General features: G+C 34.8%; 9 protein-coding genes. All 9 read left to right on the top strand.

Annotation, left to right across the window (positions count from 1 at the left end; genetic code table 11):
• Positions 1-36: 36 nt before the first annotated feature.
• The 9 genes from Y10_RS09980 to Y10_RS09940 all read left to right on the top strand — a co-directional run bounded on the left by Y10_RS09980 (position 37) and on the right by Y10_RS09940 (position 19,072).
• Entirely contained in the window at positions 37-1,407 is a 1,371-nt protein-coding gene (locus Y10_RS09980; protein WP_281765238.1) for a CocE/NonD family hydrolase, read from the top strand.
• Positions 1,404-3,875: a glycoside hydrolase family 95 protein gene (locus Y10_RS09975; protein ID WP_281765237.1), complete on the top strand. Its 2,472-nt coding sequence runs from the start codon at positions 1,404-1,406 to the stop codon at positions 3,873-3,875. Before Y10_RS09980 ends, Y10_RS09975 begins: the two co-directional genes overlap by 4 nt.
• Before the next feature lie 2 nt (positions 3,876-3,877).
• The gene (locus Y10_RS09970) at positions 3,878-5,455 is read left to right on the top strand and encodes an MGH1-like glycoside hydrolase domain-containing protein (protein ID WP_281765236.1); all 1,578 of its coding nucleotides are present in this window, start codon (positions 3,878-3,880) and stop codon (positions 5,453-5,455) included.
• 40 nt (positions 5,456-5,495) lie between these two features.
• Positions 5,496-8,216 (top strand): alpha-L-rhamnosidase, encoded by a 2,721-nt coding sequence (locus Y10_RS09965; protein WP_281765235.1) that lies wholly within the window; start codon positions 5,496-5,498, stop codon positions 8,214-8,216.
• Between the two features lie 64 nt (positions 8,217-8,280).
• Positions 8,281-9,468 carry a sialidase family protein gene (locus tag Y10_RS09960; protein ID WP_281765234.1) on the top strand — a complete coding sequence of 396 codons (1,188 nt, stop codon included), beginning with the start codon at positions 8,281-8,283 and terminating at the stop codon, positions 9,466-9,468.
• A complete protein-coding gene (locus Y10_RS09955; protein WP_281765233.1) occupies positions 9,458-10,375 on the top strand; it encodes a sugar phosphate isomerase/epimerase family protein in 918 nt (305 codons plus the stop codon). The genes Y10_RS09960 and Y10_RS09955 overlap by 11 nt, the downstream gene beginning before the upstream one ends.
• 9 nt (positions 10,376-10,384) lie before the next feature.
• Positions 10,385-13,099: an alpha-d-galacturonidase gene (locus Y10_RS09950; protein ID WP_281765232.1), complete on the top strand. Its 2,715-nt coding sequence runs from the start codon at positions 10,385-10,387 to the stop codon at positions 13,097-13,099.
• A gap of 31 nt (positions 13,100-13,130) precedes the next feature.
• Positions 13,131-16,628 carry a malectin domain-containing carbohydrate-binding protein gene (locus tag Y10_RS09945; RefSeq protein WP_281765231.1) on the top strand — a complete coding sequence of 1,166 codons (3,498 nt, stop codon included), beginning with the start codon at positions 13,131-13,133 and terminating at the stop codon, positions 16,626-16,628.
• Positions 16,629-16,648: 20 nt separating this feature from the next.
• Positions 16,649-19,072, top strand: coding sequence for a sugar-binding domain-containing protein (locus tag Y10_RS09940; protein ID WP_281765230.1), 2,424 nt, complete (start codon positions 16,649-16,651; stop codon positions 19,070-19,072).
• Positions 19,073-19,233 lie beyond the last annotated feature (161 nt).

The raw sequence follows: 19,233 nt of genomic DNA, 5'->3' as shown, positions 1-19,233 counted from the left end.
TTGTTTAAAAATATAATTAGTCTAAGTATCTTTTTGATGGTATTTTGTTCGAATGCACAAATACCAACATCTGATACCAATTACCGAGTTTCAGTAAAAGAAACACTCCATAAAATTGAAGAGCTGTTTCATATAACGATTTCTGATAGGAAAAAATTATTAGGAGATTTAGAGTTAGATTATGGTACTTGGCGTATTCAACCAGGTAATTTAGAAATGAGTTTAACAAATGTGTTGGCTCCATTAGGATTAACTTTTTTTAAGGAAGCAGACGGAACTTATCTGATTCGCAAATTTGAATATCCTAGACGGTCAGAAGCCATAGGTTTAGAACGTCTTACGTATCTGGAAGGGTTGTATAACACTAAAGAAACTTGGGAAGAGCGTAAATCAAGTATGAAGGAATGTATGAAGGTTTCTTTAGCTTTAGATAAAGCACCACCAATGCCAACTGGCAAACCTATACTTTCCAAAATAAGAAAATATAAAGGATACACCGTTCAAAATATAGGATTGGAGATTTTACCGGGCGTATATACGGCAGGTACTATTTATCGTCCTACTAAAATAAAAGGGAAAGCTCCTGTGATACTTACACCTAATGGTCATTTTAAGGATGAACGTTACCGAGAGAGCGAACAAATACGTTGTGCTGTTTTAGCCAAAATGGGAGCTATTGTGGTAAGTTATGATTTGTTTGCTTGGGGAGAATCTAAGTTACAATTTCCAGTAGAAGCACATCATAATAGTATAGCCCAAGTAGTAGAGGTATTAGATGGAATCCGTTTTCTAGATTACTTAGCTACTTTAAAAGAAGCAGATATGACTAGAGTAGGTGTTACAGGTGGCTCAGGAGGAGGTTCTCATACACTATTTCTCGCGGCATTAGACGATAGGGTAACCGTATCAGTTCCGGTGGTTATGGTTTCTTCTCATTTTTCAGGCGGATGTCCTTGTGAGAGTGGAAGACCAATTCATCTGTGTGGTAATGGAACCAATAATGCGGAAATAGCCGCCATGGCAGCACCAAAACCACAATTAATTATTTCAGATGGAGGAGATTGGACTAGTACCGTACCTGAATTAGAATTTCCGTTCATACAACGTACCTATGGCTTTTATCATGCAAAGGATAAAATTAGAAATGCCCACTTTGGAAATGAAGGTCATGATTATGGAGTTTCTAAAAGAATGGCTATGTATCCATTTATGGCGAAGTATTTAGGATTGGATATAAAAAAGGTAAGCAACAGCTCTGGTAAAATAGATGAATCATTTGTGACTGTTGAACCGAAAGAAACACTATATGTATTTGGTAATAAAGAAGAAAATCTACCTGAAAACGCTATAACCGATATTGATATTTTATACCAATATTTTGGTGAAGAAAACTATAAAAAACTATGAATAAACAACTCATCTACCTACAAACCGCACTACTGTTTTTTATTACTATTTTAGGAAGTGCCCAAAGTAGTACAGATTTAAAACTATGGTATAATAAACCGGCAAGCAATTGGTATGAAGCCCTACCTTTAGGTAACGGAAGACTAGGAGCTATGGTTTTTGGGAATCCTCAAATGGAAAGGTTACAGCTAAATGAAGAAACCATTTGGGCTGGTTCACCTAATAGCAATGCACACGACAAAGCTTTAAAGGTACTACCAACAGTAAGACAACTTATTTTTGATGGTAAATATAAAGAGGCACAAGATTTAGCTACTTCTGATATTATGTCGCAAACTAATAATGGGATGCCTTATCAAACCTTTGGGAGTGTTTATATTTCGTTTCCTGAACATGCCAATTATACGAATTATTATAGGGAATTAAATATAGCTGATGCTACTTCCAAAGTAACGTACTCGGTTGATGGAGTGAAGTATACTAGAGAGGTACTAACAGCTTTTGAGGACAATGTAATTGTAGTTAAGTTGTCTGCTGACCAAAATGCAAAAATAACATGTAATGTATTAATGAATAGTCCTTTTGATAAAACGGATGCGTATTCTGAGAACGATAACATTGTTTTGAAAGGAGTTACAAGTACGTATGAGGGGCAAAAAGGACGAGTAGTATTTCAAGGGAGAACCAAAGCTGTAAATCAAGGTGGAAAAGTATCATCCTCTAATGGAATCCTAAGTATTATTGGAGCAGATGAAGTAACCTTGTATATTTCTATTGCTACCAATTTTAAAAACTATAAAACTTTAGAAGATAAGGTAGAAGCCGAGAACAAGTGTAAAGACTATTTAACCAAAGCTTCAAAAAATAATTTTGAGGCTATAAAGAAGGCACATGTTGCGTATTACCAGAAATTTTTTAATCGTGTGAGTTTTAATCTAGGAATTACAGAAGCAGCCAATAAACCAACGGATGAAAGAGTTGCTAACTTTTCTTCAGAATTTGATCCACAATTAGCTGCGCTTTATTTCCAATTTGGAAGGTATTTGTTATTAAGTTCTTCCCAACCTGGTGGTCAACCTGCCAACTTACAAGGAATCTGGAACGATATGCTACAACCACCATGGGAGAGCAAGTACACTACTAACATCAATGCTGAAATGAATTATTGGCCAGCAGATGTTACTAACCTTACTGAAATGCACGAACCTTTTATACAATTAATCAAAGAGGTTAGTGAAACAGGAACAGAAACAGCCAGAAAAATGTATGATGCTAATGGCTGGGTACTTCATCATAATACTGATATATGGAGAATTACAGGTCCTATAGATTATGCTACCTCGGGTATGTGGCCATCAGGAGGTGCCTGGTTGTGTCAAGATGCTTGGGAACGCTATTTATTTACGGGAGATAAAGTTTATTTAGAAGAAATGTATCCGGTAATGAAAGGAGCAGCTGAGTTTTTCCTAGATTTTATGATAGAAGATCCAAATACAGGTTGGATGGTTGTAGTACCATCTAGTTCGCCAGAACATTCTCATTATGGTAAAACGGGGAAAGCAGCTATAGCTTCTGGGGCTACTATGGATAATCAATTAGTTTTTGATTTATACTCAAATGTGATTAAAGCGACTGAAATTCTAAATAAAGATCAAGATTTTGCTAACAAGCTTAAGCAAGCAAGAGAAAAAATAGGTCCGATGAAAATAGGACAATATGGACAGTTACAAGAATGGGCAGAAGATTGGGATGATCCTGAAGATAAACACCGTCATGTGTCGCATCTGTATGGTATTTATCCAAGTCATCAAATATCACCTTTCAAAACACCAGAATTGTTTCAGTCGGTTAAGAAAACGTTGGAACATAGAGGAGATCCGTCTACTGGATGGTCTATGGGCTGGAAAGTATGTTTATGGGCTAGATTATTAGATGGTAATCATGCTTATAAATTATTGAACAATCAGCTAAGCTTAGTATCAGAGAAGAAAAAGGGAGGTGGAACCTATTCTAATTTGTTCGATTCACATCCTCCTTTTCAAATTGACGGGAATTTTGGCTGTACTGCAGGTATAGCTGAAATGTTATTGCAAAGTCATGATGGAGCCATTCATGTATTACCAGCCCTACCAGATGTTTGGAAAGATGGAAAGATAACTGGCTTAGTAGCTCGTGGTGGTTTTATAATAGATATAGAATGGAAGAATAATAAGTTAATATCATTATCGGTACAATCTAAATTAGGCGGTAAGTGTAGAGTAAGATTATTGGAGCAATTGATAGCAACAAATGGAGCTAAATTAAAAAAGGCGAAAGGCGAAAATAGTAATATGTTTTACTTTAATGCACCTGTTAAACAGGCGGTAATCTCTGAAAAAGCTACCATAGAAAAACTAAAACTTCCTAAATACAAAGAATACGACTTTAATACCGAAGCAGGTAAAACATACATGTTTAAAACAAAATAAGTATGGTACAGTATAAAAAAAGTATACGTAGTGTTTTTATAATTTTAATGTTTATTACCTTAGGAGCTTGCTCTTCTACTAAGCCTGTAATATCTAATACAACAGAAACTAACAAAGGGATACTTCAGGCTTCTGAATTTAAGCACTATGTAACCTATTTTAATACCATGGAGGATGAGAATATTGCTGAAGCTATACCTAACGATAGTGCTTGGGTATGGATGGAGAAGAATATTCCTTTATTTGAGTGTCCTCAACAAAATTTTGAAGAAATCTATTATTACAGATGGTGGAGCCTACGCAAGCATATTAAAAAGACCCCACAGGGTTATGCTATTACCGAATTTTTAGTAGATAGAAGTTATGCTGATAAATACAATTTAATAAGTTGTGCTTTGGGACACCATATTATGGAATTTAGATGGGTTCACAACCCTGTATACATCAATGAAAATGTACAACTTTGGTATAGGGGAAATGATGGTGAACTTATGAAAAAGTTTAGAAAATTCAGTAGTTGGAATGCATATGCTTTATATAACAAGTATAAGGTAGATAATGATAAAGACTTTTTACTAGATATGTTTCCTGATTTGGTAAAAGAATACGCTTTATGGGAGGGAGATCGTCAACGTAAGGATGGACTTTTTTGGCAAAACGATGTAAAGGATGGTATGGAAGAATCTATAAGTGGTGGACGGAGAGTTAGAAATGCAAGGCCAACTATTAATAGCTATATGTTTGGTAATGCTATGGCATTAGCTGAAATGGCTCAGATGAAGGATGATAATGTGAAGGAGCACTACTTTAAAACTAAAGCAGCTACTTTACAAGAATTAATAGAGGAAAAACTATGGAACCCAAAAGATTCCTTTTTTGAGACCTTTACAGAGAAAGATACCTTAGCACAGGTTAGAGAAGCTATAGGTTTTATTCCTTGGTACTTTAACTTACCCGAAAAGAATAAAGGATATGAGAAGGCTTGGGAACAATTTAAAGACGAAAACGGGTTTAATGCTCCATTTGGTTTAACCACTGCAGAAAGAAGAAGTCCGCTTTTTAGAAGTCATGGCTCAGGTACGTGTGAATGGGATGGTGCCGTTTGGCCGTTTGCTACTTCGCAAACCTTAACTGCTTTGGCTAATGTACTTAACAGTTATACTCAGGAAGTGGTAACTAAAGACGATTATTTTTTACAATTGAATAAATATGTAGAATCTCAATACTACCGTGGTAGACCTTACATTGGTGAATATCTAGATGAAACAACAGGATATTGGTTAATGGGCGATAGAGAGCGCAGTCGTTACTACAACCATTCTACTTTTAACGATTTAATCATTACAGGTTTAGTAGGTTTACGCCCTAGAGCAGATGGTAAGATAGAAGTAAATCCTTTAATACCTGAGAATACGTGGGATTGGTTTTGCCTAGACAATGTGTTATACCATGGAAATACTATAACCATACTTTGGGATAAAACTGGAGATAAATACCAAAAAGGAAAAGGGTTAAGAATTTTTAAGAATGGAGAGGAAGTAGCTTCTTCTAATTCATTAGAACACTTAGTGATAGAATAAGGCAATGATGCGGATTTTAGTATACATAATAGGACTATTAATGTTTTTTAATTCAAACGTTTTAGCAGCTCAAGAAGTTCGTGCGCTAAAGTGTGAAATACTAGATAATCCATTAGGAATAGATGTTTTGAATCCGCGATTGAGTTGGCAACTGTTTGCTTCTGAAAACAATGTATATCAAGAAGGGTATCAAATACTAGTAGCTAGCTCAGAAGAAAAACTGAATCATAATCAAGTAGATTTGTGGGATTCAGGAAAGGTAGCTTCAGATAATTCAATACACGTAAAATATGCAGGAAAACCTTTAAAAGATAAGGAAGATGCATATTGGAAAGTTAAGGTATGGACAAATAAAGGCGAAACCCAGTGGAGTGAAACAGCTCATTGGAGTATGGGTATTTTAACCTATGCGAACTGGAAATCTACCAGATGGATAGGATATGACCATCCTTTTGAATGGGATAGTATTACAACGCATTCTAAACTATCATCTAGATATGTTAGAAAGGAATTTAGAGTAGACAAATCCATAAAACAAGCAAGAGCATATATTATGGGATTGGGACTTTATGAATTATATATAAATGGTGCCAAACTAGGGAATCAGGTTTTGGCTCCTTTACCAACTGATTATACTAAAAATGTAAAATATAATGTATTGGATGTAACTGAAGAGTTAGTTAAAGACAATAATGCAATCGGTGTCATTTTAGGAAATGGAAGGTTTTTTACCATGAGGCAAGATTATAAACCTTATAAAATTAAAACTTTCGGGTATCCAAAATTAGCCATGCAATTAGTTATTACTTACGATGATGGAACCACAGAAGTCATAAAAACGGATGAAAGTTGGAAGCTTACTGGTGATGGACCTATTCGTTCTAATAACGAGTACGATGGTGAAGTTTACGACGCTAGAAAAGAAATAAGAGGTTGGAGTTCCGCAGGGTTTAATGATAGTGACTGGATAAATGCTTCATGGGTACAAGAACCTGGTGGATTTTATGAAGCTCAAATGACACCGGGTATGACTGTTAAAGATTCAGTTCAACCTAAGCATATTAAAACAACGAAGTACGGAACCTATATTTTAGATATGGGGCAAAACATGGCAGGTTGGCTTCAGTTAAAAGTAAGAGGACAAGAAGGAGATAGCATTCAACTTAAATTTTCAGAATCATTAAAAGAGGACGGAAGTTTGTACAGAGAAAATTTAAGAGATGCAGAGGTTACAGATACCTATATTCTCAAGGGAGGTGGAGTAGAAGTTTGGGAGCCTAGATTTGTATATCATGGATTTAGGTATGTTGAGATTTCAGGTTACAGGTATTTACCTACTGTAGAAGATTTTATAGGCAAGGTTGTTTATGACGACTTAGAAACTACAGGAACATTTGAATGTTCTAATGAAATAATGAACCAAGTGTTTAAAAATGCTTTCTGGGGTATACGTAGTAATTATAAAGGAATGCCTGTAGATTGTCCGCAGCGTAATGAGAGACAACCTTGGTTAGGAGATCGTACCACAGGTGCTTATGGAGAAAGTTTTGTTTTTAATAATCATACGCTTTATGCAAAATGGTTAGATGATATTAGATATGCCCAAACCGAAGATGGTGGTATCCCCGATGTAGCACCTGCTTTTTGGAGGTATTATGGAGACAATGTAACCTGGCCTGGTACATATATAACTGTAGCTAACATGTTGTACCATCAGTATGCAGATACTGCTGTAATAAAAAAGCATTATCCGTATATGAAGAAATGGATACTGTACATGGAATCCAATTATCTTAAAAACGATTTAATGAATAAAGATAAGTATGGAGATTGGTGCGTTCCGCCGGAATCTTTGGAGTTGATTCATGCCAAAGATGCAGCTTTAAAAACAGATGGAGAACTTATTTCTAGTGCATTTTATTTCTATTTGTTAGATATTATGCAAGACTTTGCTCAGCTTAATGGAGAACTATCAGATGTTACTTATTACGCTGATTTAAGAAAACGAATTAAGATAGCATTCCATAAGAAATTCTTTAATGAATCTTCTAAAACCTACAGTAATAATACGGTTACTTCTAATATACTGCCATTAGCTTTTGAAATGGTACCATCAGAAGATGAGCAACAAGTGTTTACAAATATGGCAAATCAGATAGAGCAAAAGTACAACAGTCATATAAGCACAGGGGTAATTGGTACCCAATTTTTAATGAGAACACTTTCAGAGTTTGGTAGACCTGATTTGGCATTTACATTGGCTTCTAATAAAACATACCCAAGCTGGGGGTATATGGCAGAAAATGGAGCAACTACCATTTGGGAGTTATGGAATGGCAACACCGCCAACCCTAAAATGAATTCTCAAAACCATGTAATGCTTTTAGGAGATTTATTGATTTGGTATTTTGAGAATGTAGCTGGTATTAAATCTTCAACTATACAACCAGGGTTTAAGGTGTTGGAAATGAAACCTAATTTTTCAATAGATTTAAATTATGTGAAGGCTTCTTACCAATCGGTATATGGAAAAGTAACTAGTAATTGGCAAAAGCGAAAAGGAAAATTATACTGGGAAATTACGGTGCCTGTAAACACCTCTGCTAAGGTACTTGTTCCTTCACAACAAATAGAAAAATTAAAAATTAATGGAGAGAAAATAGATGCTCTAAACCTTTTTTATAAGGTAAGTGATGAAGGTATAGAGATAACTGTGCCTGCGGGAACATACTATATAGAAACGGGCAAATTACACTTATGATATATAGGATAATTTGTAGGTGATAAAAGAAGACATTAAAATATAGAAACTAAACATACTAACTATGAATATTAAGCATATAAACTACAAACAATATATAGGTTGTTTACAACTAATAATAGTGTTATGTATTTTCGGTTGTACTCCTGAAGTAACACTAGAAAGTAAAACATGGCGTGAGGGAATTGTAACAGATGAATTTGTTTTTGAAGAAGCACCTTACCCTTCTTGTCACGCTGCTACTATTACAGAGGCTACCAACGGTACTATGGTTGCTGCATGGTTTGGCGGTACCAAAGAACGTAATCCGGATGTAACAATATGGGTGAGTACTCGTGATAAAGAAAAATGGTCTACACCAGAACAAGTTGCAGATGGAGTGATTAATGACACTTTAAGGTACCCTACATGGAATCCTGTTTTATTTCAAATACCTGATGGAGATTTAATGTTATTTTATAAAGTAGGTCCTAAGCCATCTGAATGGTGGGGTATGTTAACCAGATCATCAGATAATGGTAAAACTTGGTCTAAGCCAGAGAAACTTCCTGAACATTATATTGGTCCGGTTAAAAATAAACCAGAATTATTAGAAAACGGAACATTGCTTTGTCCAACAAGTACAGAGGGCAATGGCTGGCATGTACGAATGGAGTATACCAAAGATTTTGGTAAAACCTGGAAAATGACAGATACCCTTTCTAGAAATACAGAGATTATAGATGCGATACAACCAAGTATTTTAAAACATGGAGATGGTAAATTACAAATTATATGTAGAAGCCGTAGCAGAGCTTTAGCTACAGCATGGTCTACCGATAACGGAATTACTTGGACACCTTTAACCTTAATGAATTTACCCAACAATAACAGTGGTACAGATGCTGTAACCATGGACAACGGTAAACATGTATTAATATATAACCATGTTTTACCTCCTGATGGTAAGATAAAAGGCCCTAGAACTCCTTTGAACATTTCTGTTTCAGATAATGGTATTGATTGGGAGGCTGCTCTAATATTGGAAGACTCGGATATTAGTCAATATTCTTATCCATCTATTTTCCAAAGTTCAGACGGAATGCTACACGCTATTTATACCTGGAGAAGGGAACGAATTAAATATGTTAAAATAGACCCTTCTAAGCTAGTAAGTTTTCCAATAACTGATGGTAAGTGGCCTGGTAAAAAAGTAAATATAACCGCTGTAGGAGAAGAATTGACTAATAATAATGGAGAAAATGAAAAATAAGATACAATATAAAAGAAGAGATTTTATAAAATTATCTGCACTAGCGTCTGGTGCTTTGTTAGCAGGTGCTTGTAGTAATTCGCTTTTTGCGATGTCTTATGGTAAAGAGCAACGCTATAAAATAGCTGTTTGTGATTGGATGATTTTAAAACGTCAGAAATTAAGTGCTTTTGCTTTAGCAAAGGAAATTAATGCAGATGGAATAGAATTAGATATGGGAGGTTTGGGAGCAAGAACCACATTTGATAGTAAGCTAGGAAATCCTGAGGAACGAGAAAAGTTTTTAAATAAATCTAAAGAATTGGGAGTAGGAATTAGTTCTATTGCTATGTCTGGTTTTTATGCGCAATCTTTTGCAGAACGTGCTACTGTAAATATTATGGTCCAGGATTGTATAAATACTATGAAAAATATGGGGGTTAAAACGGCCTATCTGCCATTGGGTGTAGAAGGAGATATGGTTAAACACCCTGAATTACGAGAAGAAATTGTAAAAAGATTGCAATGGGCAGCTAAACAAGTAGCTGAAATAGATGGAGTAATAGCAGTAGAAACTTCTTATGGAGCCAAAGAAGAATTGGAATTTTTGAAAGAAGTAGGGTCTAGACATATTAAAAGCTCTTTCAATTTTGCTAATGCTGTAGATAACGGAAGAGACATTTGTAGTGAGTTAAAAATTTTAGGCAAAAAGAATATTGGACAAATTCATGCATCTAATACCGATAGGGTTTGGCTTCAAAATGATGAAAGTATAGATATGCCCAAGATAAAAGCTACTCTTGATGATATGAACTGGAAGGGATGGCTTATTGTAGAGCGTTCTAGAGATATAGAGCAAGTACGAAATGTAAAAGCCAATTACGGAGCTAATGTAGCTTACTTAAAAAAGATTTTTCAAAATACATAAAACCATATTATGAGATACTTAAGTATACTCCTACTAATTTTTATATGTTCTTGTTCATCTCCTGAAAAGGTAACACTTGTTTTAGATGATAACTCACCAAGAATAAAGTTTGGGGCTGAAAAATTACAGCAAACTTTAACCGAAAATGGTTATGAAGTAACTATAGGGAATGATACAAGTGCTGATAAGACTATAGTTATAGGGAATCAAAATAGTGATTTGTGGCAAAAGCAAGATTTTGGACTACCTCAAAAAATAAAAAGTTTAGCTCAAAAGGAAAGTTTTACAATAGGTACTATTGATAAAGTAATATACATAAGAGGTTTTGACGAATCTGGAAGTTTATACGGAGCGTTGGAATTATCTGATAGAGTTACTAAAGAAGGTAAGTTACCAAATGAAATTGAATATACAGATAGCCCAGAAATGGTTTTAAGGGGTACTTGTATAGGATTACAAAAACCAACGTATTTAGAAGGTAGAGGTGTTTATGAATACCCGTATACCCCTGAAAATTTCCCTTGGTTTTATGATAAACAATTATGGATAGAATACCTCGATATGATGGTAGACAACCGGTTAAATTCGTTATACTTATGGAATGGTCACCCTTTTGCATCTTTGGTGAAACTAGAGGAGTATCCATTTGCGGTTGAAGTTGACGATGAAACATTTCAGAAAAATAGGGAAATGTTTAAGTTTCTAACCGAAGAAGCTAATAAAAGAGGTATCTGGGTGATACAAATGTTTTATAACATTATAGTGTCTAAACCTTTTGCTGAGCATTACAATATTAAAACACAAGATAGACAACGACCAATAACTCCGTTAGTAGCAGATTATACTAGGAAGTCTATAACTAAGTTTATAGAAGATTACCCAAATGTAGGCTTATTAGTAGCTTTGGGAGAAGCTATGAATACCTATGAAGATGATGTAGAGTGGTTTACTAAAACTATTATTCCTGGGGTAAAGGATGGATTAGCTGAATTAGGTAGAACTGATGAACCTCCAATTATTTTGAGAGCGCATGATACCGATGCTCCGTTGGTAATGAAAAATGCATTACCACTATACAAGAATTTATATACTACGCATAAGTACAATGGAGAATCGTTAACTACATACCAACCAAGAGGTCCTTGGTCAGAGATTCACCGTAAGTTAAGTTCAGGCGGTTCGGTACATATTTCTAATGTACATATTTTGGCAAATTTAGAACCATTTAGATTTGGTTCTCCATATTTTATACAAAAGAGTGTTTTAGCCATGCATGAAGTACATGGTGCCAACGGATTACATTTATACCCGCAAGCGTCTTATTGGGATTGGCCTTATACCGCAGATAAAACGGAACCAAGGTTATTAGAAATGGAGCGCGACTGGATTTGGTATAAGGCTTGGTCTAGATATGCTTGGAAAAGTAATAGAGACCGCAAAGAGGAAATAGATTATTGGGGAGATCTCTTGAGTACTAAATTTGGTACTGATGAAGTTGCAGGGAAGCAAATCTTAGAAGCCTACGAGCAATCAGGAGAAATAGCACCAAAAACATTACGAAAGTTTGGTATTACAGAAGGTAACCGACAAACGTTGTTATTAGGTATGTTTGAGAGTCAGTTGGTAAATCCTTACAAATGGAGGGTCTATCCAGGCTTTTATGAGTCGTGCGGACCTTTAGGAGAGATATTAATCGAATATGCCAAAAAAGAGTGGGAGCATACTCCGCATGAAGGAGAAACACCAGTGCAAATCATCCGTGAAATAAAGCAACATGGTAAATTGGCGGTTGAAGCTATCGATAAAGCATCTGCTTCTGTAACAGTACATGAGGAAGAATTTGAAAGACTTAAAAATGATATGTACGCTTATAAGGCATTTGCAGATTGTTTTGCTGAAAAAGTAGAAGCTGCTTTATTGGTATTACGTTACAGTTACTCTAATGATATTAATGATTTAGATAAGGCGCTACCACATTTAGAGAAAAGTGTAGCCTATTACCAAGATTTAGTAGACTATACAAAAGATACTTATTTGTATGCTAATAGTATGCAAACGGCTCAAAGGAGAATTCCTATTGGTGGAAATGATGGAAAGAATAAGACTTGGAAAGAGTTATTACCGCATTACGAAAGAGAATTAGCTAATTTTAAGCGAAATCTAGAACTCTTAAAAGCTTCAAAGAATGGTATAATTGAAGAAAAAGAGGTGTCTCCATGGATACCAGCAGCGGTTACGTTATTGTCTAAAAACTCAACTTTTGATGTAAGTGAAGGAGGAAAACCTTATGGTACGTCTGTTTCAGAAATTACTAAACTAGCGCCAGAACTAATCAATCTAAAAGGAGTTATATTAGATGAATCTTCTCAAATTGAAAATGGAACTAGAATTAGATTTAAAAATGCTCAGCCTGTAAAGGTTGTTGTGGGCTATTTTAATACTGATAAAAAACGATTCTTATTTCCACCAAGTTTAGAAACCGATGCTGCGGGTAATTCACGTGGTCAAGCAGAAGTAATACTAGCTAATGCAGTTAACTTTAAAGATCTTCCAAGACTAAATATTCATACTTACTCGTTTCAACCAGGAGAAAATGAATTGGTATTAGGCAAGGGTAGAGTACTAGTATTGGGGTTTGTAGATGCAAATCAGGCAATAGAGTCTAGAGATGTTGGCTATATAGGTTCAGACGATAAAAAGGCTGCGGATTGGTTATTCTATTAGTATGAGATTTAAAGTTAACATAGTATATTTTTTGATACTTATACTTGTATCATCTTGTCAATCACCAGTAACAGAATTGCGAACCGTAATAGATATGAATGACCAATGGCAATCAGTGATACTTGATAGTTTACCTATGTCTGAAAAAGAGTTTGTTACGAGTGGAATTAAATCTGTTTCAACATTACCTGTAACGGTACCTCATAATTGGGATCAGTATTATGGTTATCGTAGAGGTAAACATGGCAATTTACATGGAACTGCATGGTACTATAAAACTTTTTCTTTGGATAATTACCAGCAGGGAAAACGATATTTTTTATTTTTTGAAGGGGTTGGATCCTATGCTACCATTTGGGTCAATGGTCAAAAAATAGGAGAACATAAAGGAGGTAGAACTTCTTTTACAGTAGATGCAACCGAAGCAATAGATAGCAATGGTATAAATAGCTTGGTAGTGAAAGCTAGTCATCCTGCTTTTATTGCAGATTTGCCCTGGGTGTGTGGCGGGTGTTCTGGAGAATGGGGGTTCTCAGAAGGCTCGCAACCCATGGGTATCTTTAGACCTGTTACCATGCTAGTAACTAATAATGTACGGGTACAACCTTTTGGTGTTCATATATATAAAACAGGTTCGTTTTCTAACAAAGAAGTGAACTTAAAAGTATCTACAGAGCTAAAAAATTATGGAGATGAAGATCAAAATATTTTAGTTACCAATAGTTTACAAGATAAAGATGGTAACATTGTGGCTAGCACTCAAACCAAAATTTTACTAGCATCAGATTCACAGCAAAAAATTAAACAGAGTTTACCTGTAATACAAAACCCAGAATTGTGGTCTCCTGAGAATCCTTACTTGTATAATTTAGTCACAGAGATTGAAGATGATAATGAGGTATTAGACAGAATAGAAACTAGCTATGGTGTAAGATGGGTAAGTTGGCCTTTAACACGAAATGATGGAGATAATAAGTTATACATAAATGAAAAATCCTATTTTTTAAATGGAACTTGTGAATATGAACATTTAATGGGGAATAGTCATTCGTTTTCTAATCAACAAATATCCTCAAGAATTCATCAAATAAAGGATGCAGGATTTAATGCTTTTAGAGAGGGACACCAACCCCATAATTTGAAATATCAGGAATATTTAGATAAAGAAGGAATATTATTTTGGAGTCAGTTTTCAGCGCATATCTGGTATGATACTCCTGCATTTAAGGAAAACTTTAAAATACTTTTAAAAGAGTGGATTAAAGAACGTAGAAATTCACCATCTGTAATTATGTGGGGATTGCAGAATGAAAGTACAATTCCGAAAGAATTTGCCGAAATATGTACCGAAATTATTAGAGAAATGGATCCGTCTGCTTCAACAGAAAGATTAGTTACCACTTGTAATGGTGGAGAAGGAACTGATTGGAATGTAATACAAAATTGGTCAGGTACTTATGGAGGAGATCCGTTTAATTATGATAATGAATTGAAGAAAGATTTGCTGAATGGTGAATATGGAGCTTGGCGAACTGCTGATATGCATACTGAAGGATATTTTAAACAAAAAGGAGCCTACAGTGAAGAACGTTTTTCACAATTAATGGAAATAAAAATTGCAGAAGCTGAAATAGTAAAAGATAGCGTTATAGGTCATTTTAACTGGTTATTTAGTTCTCATGAAAACCCCGGTAGAATACAAAATGGGGAAGCATATAGAGATATAGATAGAATAGGACCTGTTAATTATAAAGGTTTATTTACTGCATGGGGAGAACCTTTGGATGCCTATTATATGTATGCAGGTAATTATGCTTCTAAGGAAATAAATCCTATGGTATATATAGTGTCACACTCTTGGCCTAATAGATGGACGGAACCTGCAAGAAATGATAGTATTGTAGTTTATAGCAACTGTGATGAGGTAGAATTATTTAATGATATCAATGGAACTTCTTTTGGTAGGAAAAAGAATCCGGGTAAAGGGAAGCATTTTCTGTGGGATGGGGTAGACCTTAACTATAATGTTTTGTATGCGAAAGGTTATGTGAATGGTATTGAAAAAACATCCGATAGGATAGTGTTGAATAATTTACCTGAATCCCCAAATTTTGATCAACTATTTACTGATAAAGATGTTATAAAACCAACAGAAAAACGCAATTATTTATATAGGGTAAATGCAGGAGGCCCTGAGTTTACGGATAGTTTTGGAAATTTTTGGATGGCTGATGTACATAGGACTGATTACAAAACATGGGGTTCTAAATCTTGGACAGATTCTTTTGATAATCTACATGATTTTTATGGAAGTCAAAGAAGAATTTTTGACCCTATCACAGATACCCGAAATTGGCAGTTGTTTCAAACTTTTAGATACGGCAATAATGATCAATTAAAATATGAGTTTCCATTAGAAAATGGTGTTTATACAGTAGAATTATTTTTTACCGAGCCTTGGTATGGTGTAGGGAGTGACACTAATTGTAAAGGCTATAGAACTTTTAATGTAGCTTTAAACAACACAGTGGTAGAACATGATTTAGATATTTGGGAAGAAACTGGTTTTGCAGGCGCTTTAAAAAAGACTTATGAAGTTGAGGTTGTCAACGGACTTTTGACAGTTTCTTTTCCAGAAGTTAACTCAGGAGAAGCTGTTATATCTGCAATAGCTATTGCAGGTAAAAAACAAAATGTAGCTAAAGCATCACCTGGAAATATTCAAAATTTAATGTTATCAAATCAAGATGTTGTAAAAATTCAATCGTGGTTAGATATTAATCAACGTCAATATAATGATGCATCCGTAAAATGGAATGAGTTGCCTTATCAACTTTTTGGTGCTGAATGGCTACAGTTTTCATCGGCTTTATTTATGAAGGAATTCTCAGGAAACTTTAGTGTAGGTAAGCCTTCTGATATTTATTTATTACTAGAAGAAAATGTTACAGAAAAAACAGCTTGGATAGAAAACTTTGAAGTTATTGCTGGACAAGCTAAAACAACTGACGGAATCACTTATAAACTTTATAAAAAAACAGGGAATGCCGAAACGGTATTCTCTTTTACAAATTTAAAAGAGAAAAGTAAATTCTGTCTGGTTGTTGTTCCAACATATGAGATGGGAGAGGAAGAAGAGGAAAGACCTAATATTACTTTAAAAGCTAAAGAAGGAAAGATTGAAGGAGCTTATTACACCGATATTCATAGGAAAAGCGAATATGTAGGATTTAATGGAAAAACTGATAATAGTATCGAATGGGAAGTTAAAACTGGTTTGGCAGGTATACATCTTTTAAGGTTTAAGTATATGAATATGAATGATACTGCCGTGAAGGTACGGTTAGAAATTATAGCTCCAAATGGAGCTAAAATGCGAGATGATTTTATTTCTTTTCCTGTTAAACAAAAGAAATTCAAAATACTAAATACCACTACAGGTGGATTTATTAACGCAGGTACTTATACAATTAGAATTTCAGGAGATGATTTAAACGGATTACGGTTAGAATCTTTTGATTTTCAATAAATAACCTAAGCTTATATTAAATGAAGAAAATAAAAACTTTACTAGTTTTAGGATTTATAATAATCATAACGTACTCATGTAATCAGCATCAAGAAAAGGTAAGGATTACTAAAGATTTTACCCTAGACTGGCAATTTAGTTTAGGAGACCACCCTGAAGCGGTTCGTGATAGTATAAATTCAGATGACTGGAGAAAACTAAATTTACCACATGATTGGAGTATAGAAGGAGAGTTTAGTGAGTTTAATCCAGCTAAGCCCGAAGGTGGTGCGTTACCCACAGGTATTGGATGGTACCGTAAGGAGTTTACTTTAAATGAAGCATGGGAAAACAAGGTAATAACTATAGTATTTGATGGAGTATATAGAAATAGTGAAGTATGGGTTAATGGAAACTACTTAGGAAAACGCCCTTATGGTTACAGTTCTTTCAAATATGACATTTCTCGTTTTGTAAAGTATGCGGGACAAAAGAACGTTATTGCGGTAAAAGTAGATAACTCAGAACAACCAAATTCCAGATGGTATACAGGATCTGGTATTTACCGTAATGTTTGGTTGTCAGTTACGAATAAAGCATTTGTTAATTATTGGGGAACGTTTGTAAATACCCCAGAAATAACACAAAATAGGGCAACTGTTTCCTTTAAAGCTACGGTAAATAATACTTTTGAGAGTCAAAAAAAGCTGAAAATAATAACCCGTATTCTAAATGATAAATTGGAGGAAGTAACCAAAGGAGAAGAAGAAGTTGTAATAGCTTCTGGAAAGTCTAAAGACGTAAAATTTTCTTTAGTTGTAGACAAACCAAAGTTATGGAATGTTGACCACCCATATTTATACTCCGTAGAAACATTAGTCTATAGTAATAATAAATTAATAGATAATTACACCACACCATTGGGGATTCGGTCATTTGAATTTAATGCTCAAAAAGGTTTTATTTTTAATGGAAAATCAACAAAAATAAAAGGTGTATGTCTCCATCATGATTTAGGTGCGTTAGGATCCGCAATCAATAAAGAGGCAATAAAACGTCGATTGGTCTCTCTAAAGAGAATGGGGGCTAATGCCATTCGGACTGCTCATAATCCACCTTCACCTGAATTGTTACAATTGTGTGATAGTATAGGCTTTTTTGTTCAAGATGAATTGTTTGATGTTTGGAAGAAGAAGAAAGTAAAAGAAGATTATCATAATAATTTTGAAGAATGGCATGTTCAGGATTTGAAGGACTGGATTGTTAGAGATAGAAATCATCCATCGGTTTTCATGTGGAGTATTGGTAATGAAATACGTGAGCAGTTTGACAGTACCGGAATTGAAATTACTCAAGAATTGACAAAACTGGTGAAAGAGTTGGATACTTCGCGCCCTGTAACTAGTGCACTTACTGAGAATGAACCGCAAAAGAATTTTATATATCAATCAGGTGCTTTAGATGTTTTAGGATTCAATTATAAACATGAAGCCTATGAGGATTTACCTAACAGATTTAAAAATGCAAAGTTTATTTCTTCTGAGAGTGTTTCAGGTTTGGCTACGCGTGGACATTATGATTTTCCTAAAGACAGTACACAGTTTTGGCCACCAGCACACAATCAACCTTTTAATGGTAATGAAGATTTTACGGTATCAGCCTATGATAATATTGCAGCATATTGGGGTGCTACCCATGAAGATACTTGGAAAACTGTAAAAAAACTACCCTTTATAGCCGGAATGTTTGTTTGGACAGGAGCCGATTATTTAGGAGAACCTATACCGTATCCGTATCCGGCTAGGAGTTCGTACTTTGGTATTTTAGATTTAGCAGGGTTTCCAAAGGATGTGTATTATATGTATCAGAGTGAGTGGGGCAATGAAGATGTTTTACACTTATTTCCACATTGGAACTGGAAAGAAGGAGACACGATACCTGTATGGGCTTATTATAATCATGCAGATAAGGTAGAGTTGTTCTTAAATGGTAAATCATTAGGAGTAAAATCTAAAGTAGGTGATGAACTTCATGTAAGCTGGGATGTACCCTATGCGGCAGGTGAATTAAAGGCAATTTCTTATAAAGGAGCTACAAAAGTTAAAGAAACTTCAGTAAAAACAGCTGGATTAGCTACTTCTATAAAATTAGATGCCAGTAAATCCACAATACAACCGAATCAAAAAGATATGGTGTTTATTGAGGTGACTATACAAGATAAAAATGGTATTATGGTGCCGGATGCGAATAATCATATTGTATTTGAAGTTACGGGAGGTGCCGATATAGCTGGGGTAGATAACGGATACCAAGCTAGTTTAGAGCCATTTCAAGCAAATCATAGGAATGCATATAACGGAAAATGTTTGCTTATTATTAAATCTAACGGGAAGGAAGAAGCTGTTCATATTACTGCATCTTCACCAGAATTATCAAGTGAAAGTATAACCATTAAATCAAACTAAAAGCAATAGAAATATTAAGTAGTTAATCTGGACTTTCACTTCCTCTATAGAAGTTGATTTTTCCTTGTTTTAACAGTGTTTGGGTAGGGGAGAGGTATAATACTATTAAGAAATATACCATAAAAAGCATCGTACAGTGACGATGCTTTTTTTTATAACTA

Source organism: Neptunitalea lumnitzerae, assembly GCF_027924185.1.
Lineage (GTDB): Bacteria > Bacteroidota > Bacteroidia > Flavobacteriales > Flavobacteriaceae > Neptunitalea > Neptunitalea lumnitzerae.
Note: the sequence above shows the minus strand (reverse complement) of the source record. Positions and strands in the feature narration are given on the sequence as shown.

What these genes read in the sequence shown, in the direction of transcription:
- Y10_RS09980 (WP_281765238.1), top strand. Translation starts at nt 37, where the DNA reads ATGGTATTTTGTTCGAATGCACAAATACCAACATCTGATACCAATTAC.
- Y10_RS09975 (WP_281765237.1), top strand. Translation starts at nt 1,404, where the DNA reads ATGAATAAACAACTCATCTACCTACAAACCGCACTACTGTTTTTTATT.
- Y10_RS09970 (WP_281765236.1), top strand. Translation starts at nt 3,878, where the DNA reads ATGGTACAGTATAAAAAAAGTATACGTAGTGTTTTTATAATTTTAATG.
- Y10_RS09965 (WP_281765235.1), top strand. Translation starts at nt 5,496, where the DNA reads ATGTTTTTTAATTCAAACGTTTTAGCAGCTCAAGAAGTTCGTGCGCTA.
- Y10_RS09960 (WP_281765234.1), top strand. Translation starts at nt 8,281, where the DNA reads ATGAATATTAAGCATATAAACTACAAACAATATATAGGTTGTTTACAA.
- Y10_RS09955 (WP_281765233.1), top strand. Translation starts at nt 9,458, where the DNA reads ATGAAAAATAAGATACAATATAAAAGAAGAGATTTTATAAAATTATCT.
- Y10_RS09950 (WP_281765232.1), top strand. Translation starts at nt 10,385, where the DNA reads ATGAGATACTTAAGTATACTCCTACTAATTTTTATATGTTCTTGTTCA.
- Y10_RS09940 (WP_281765230.1), top strand. Translation starts at nt 16,649, where the DNA reads ATGAAGAAAATAAAAACTTTACTAGTTTTAGGATTTATAATAATCATA.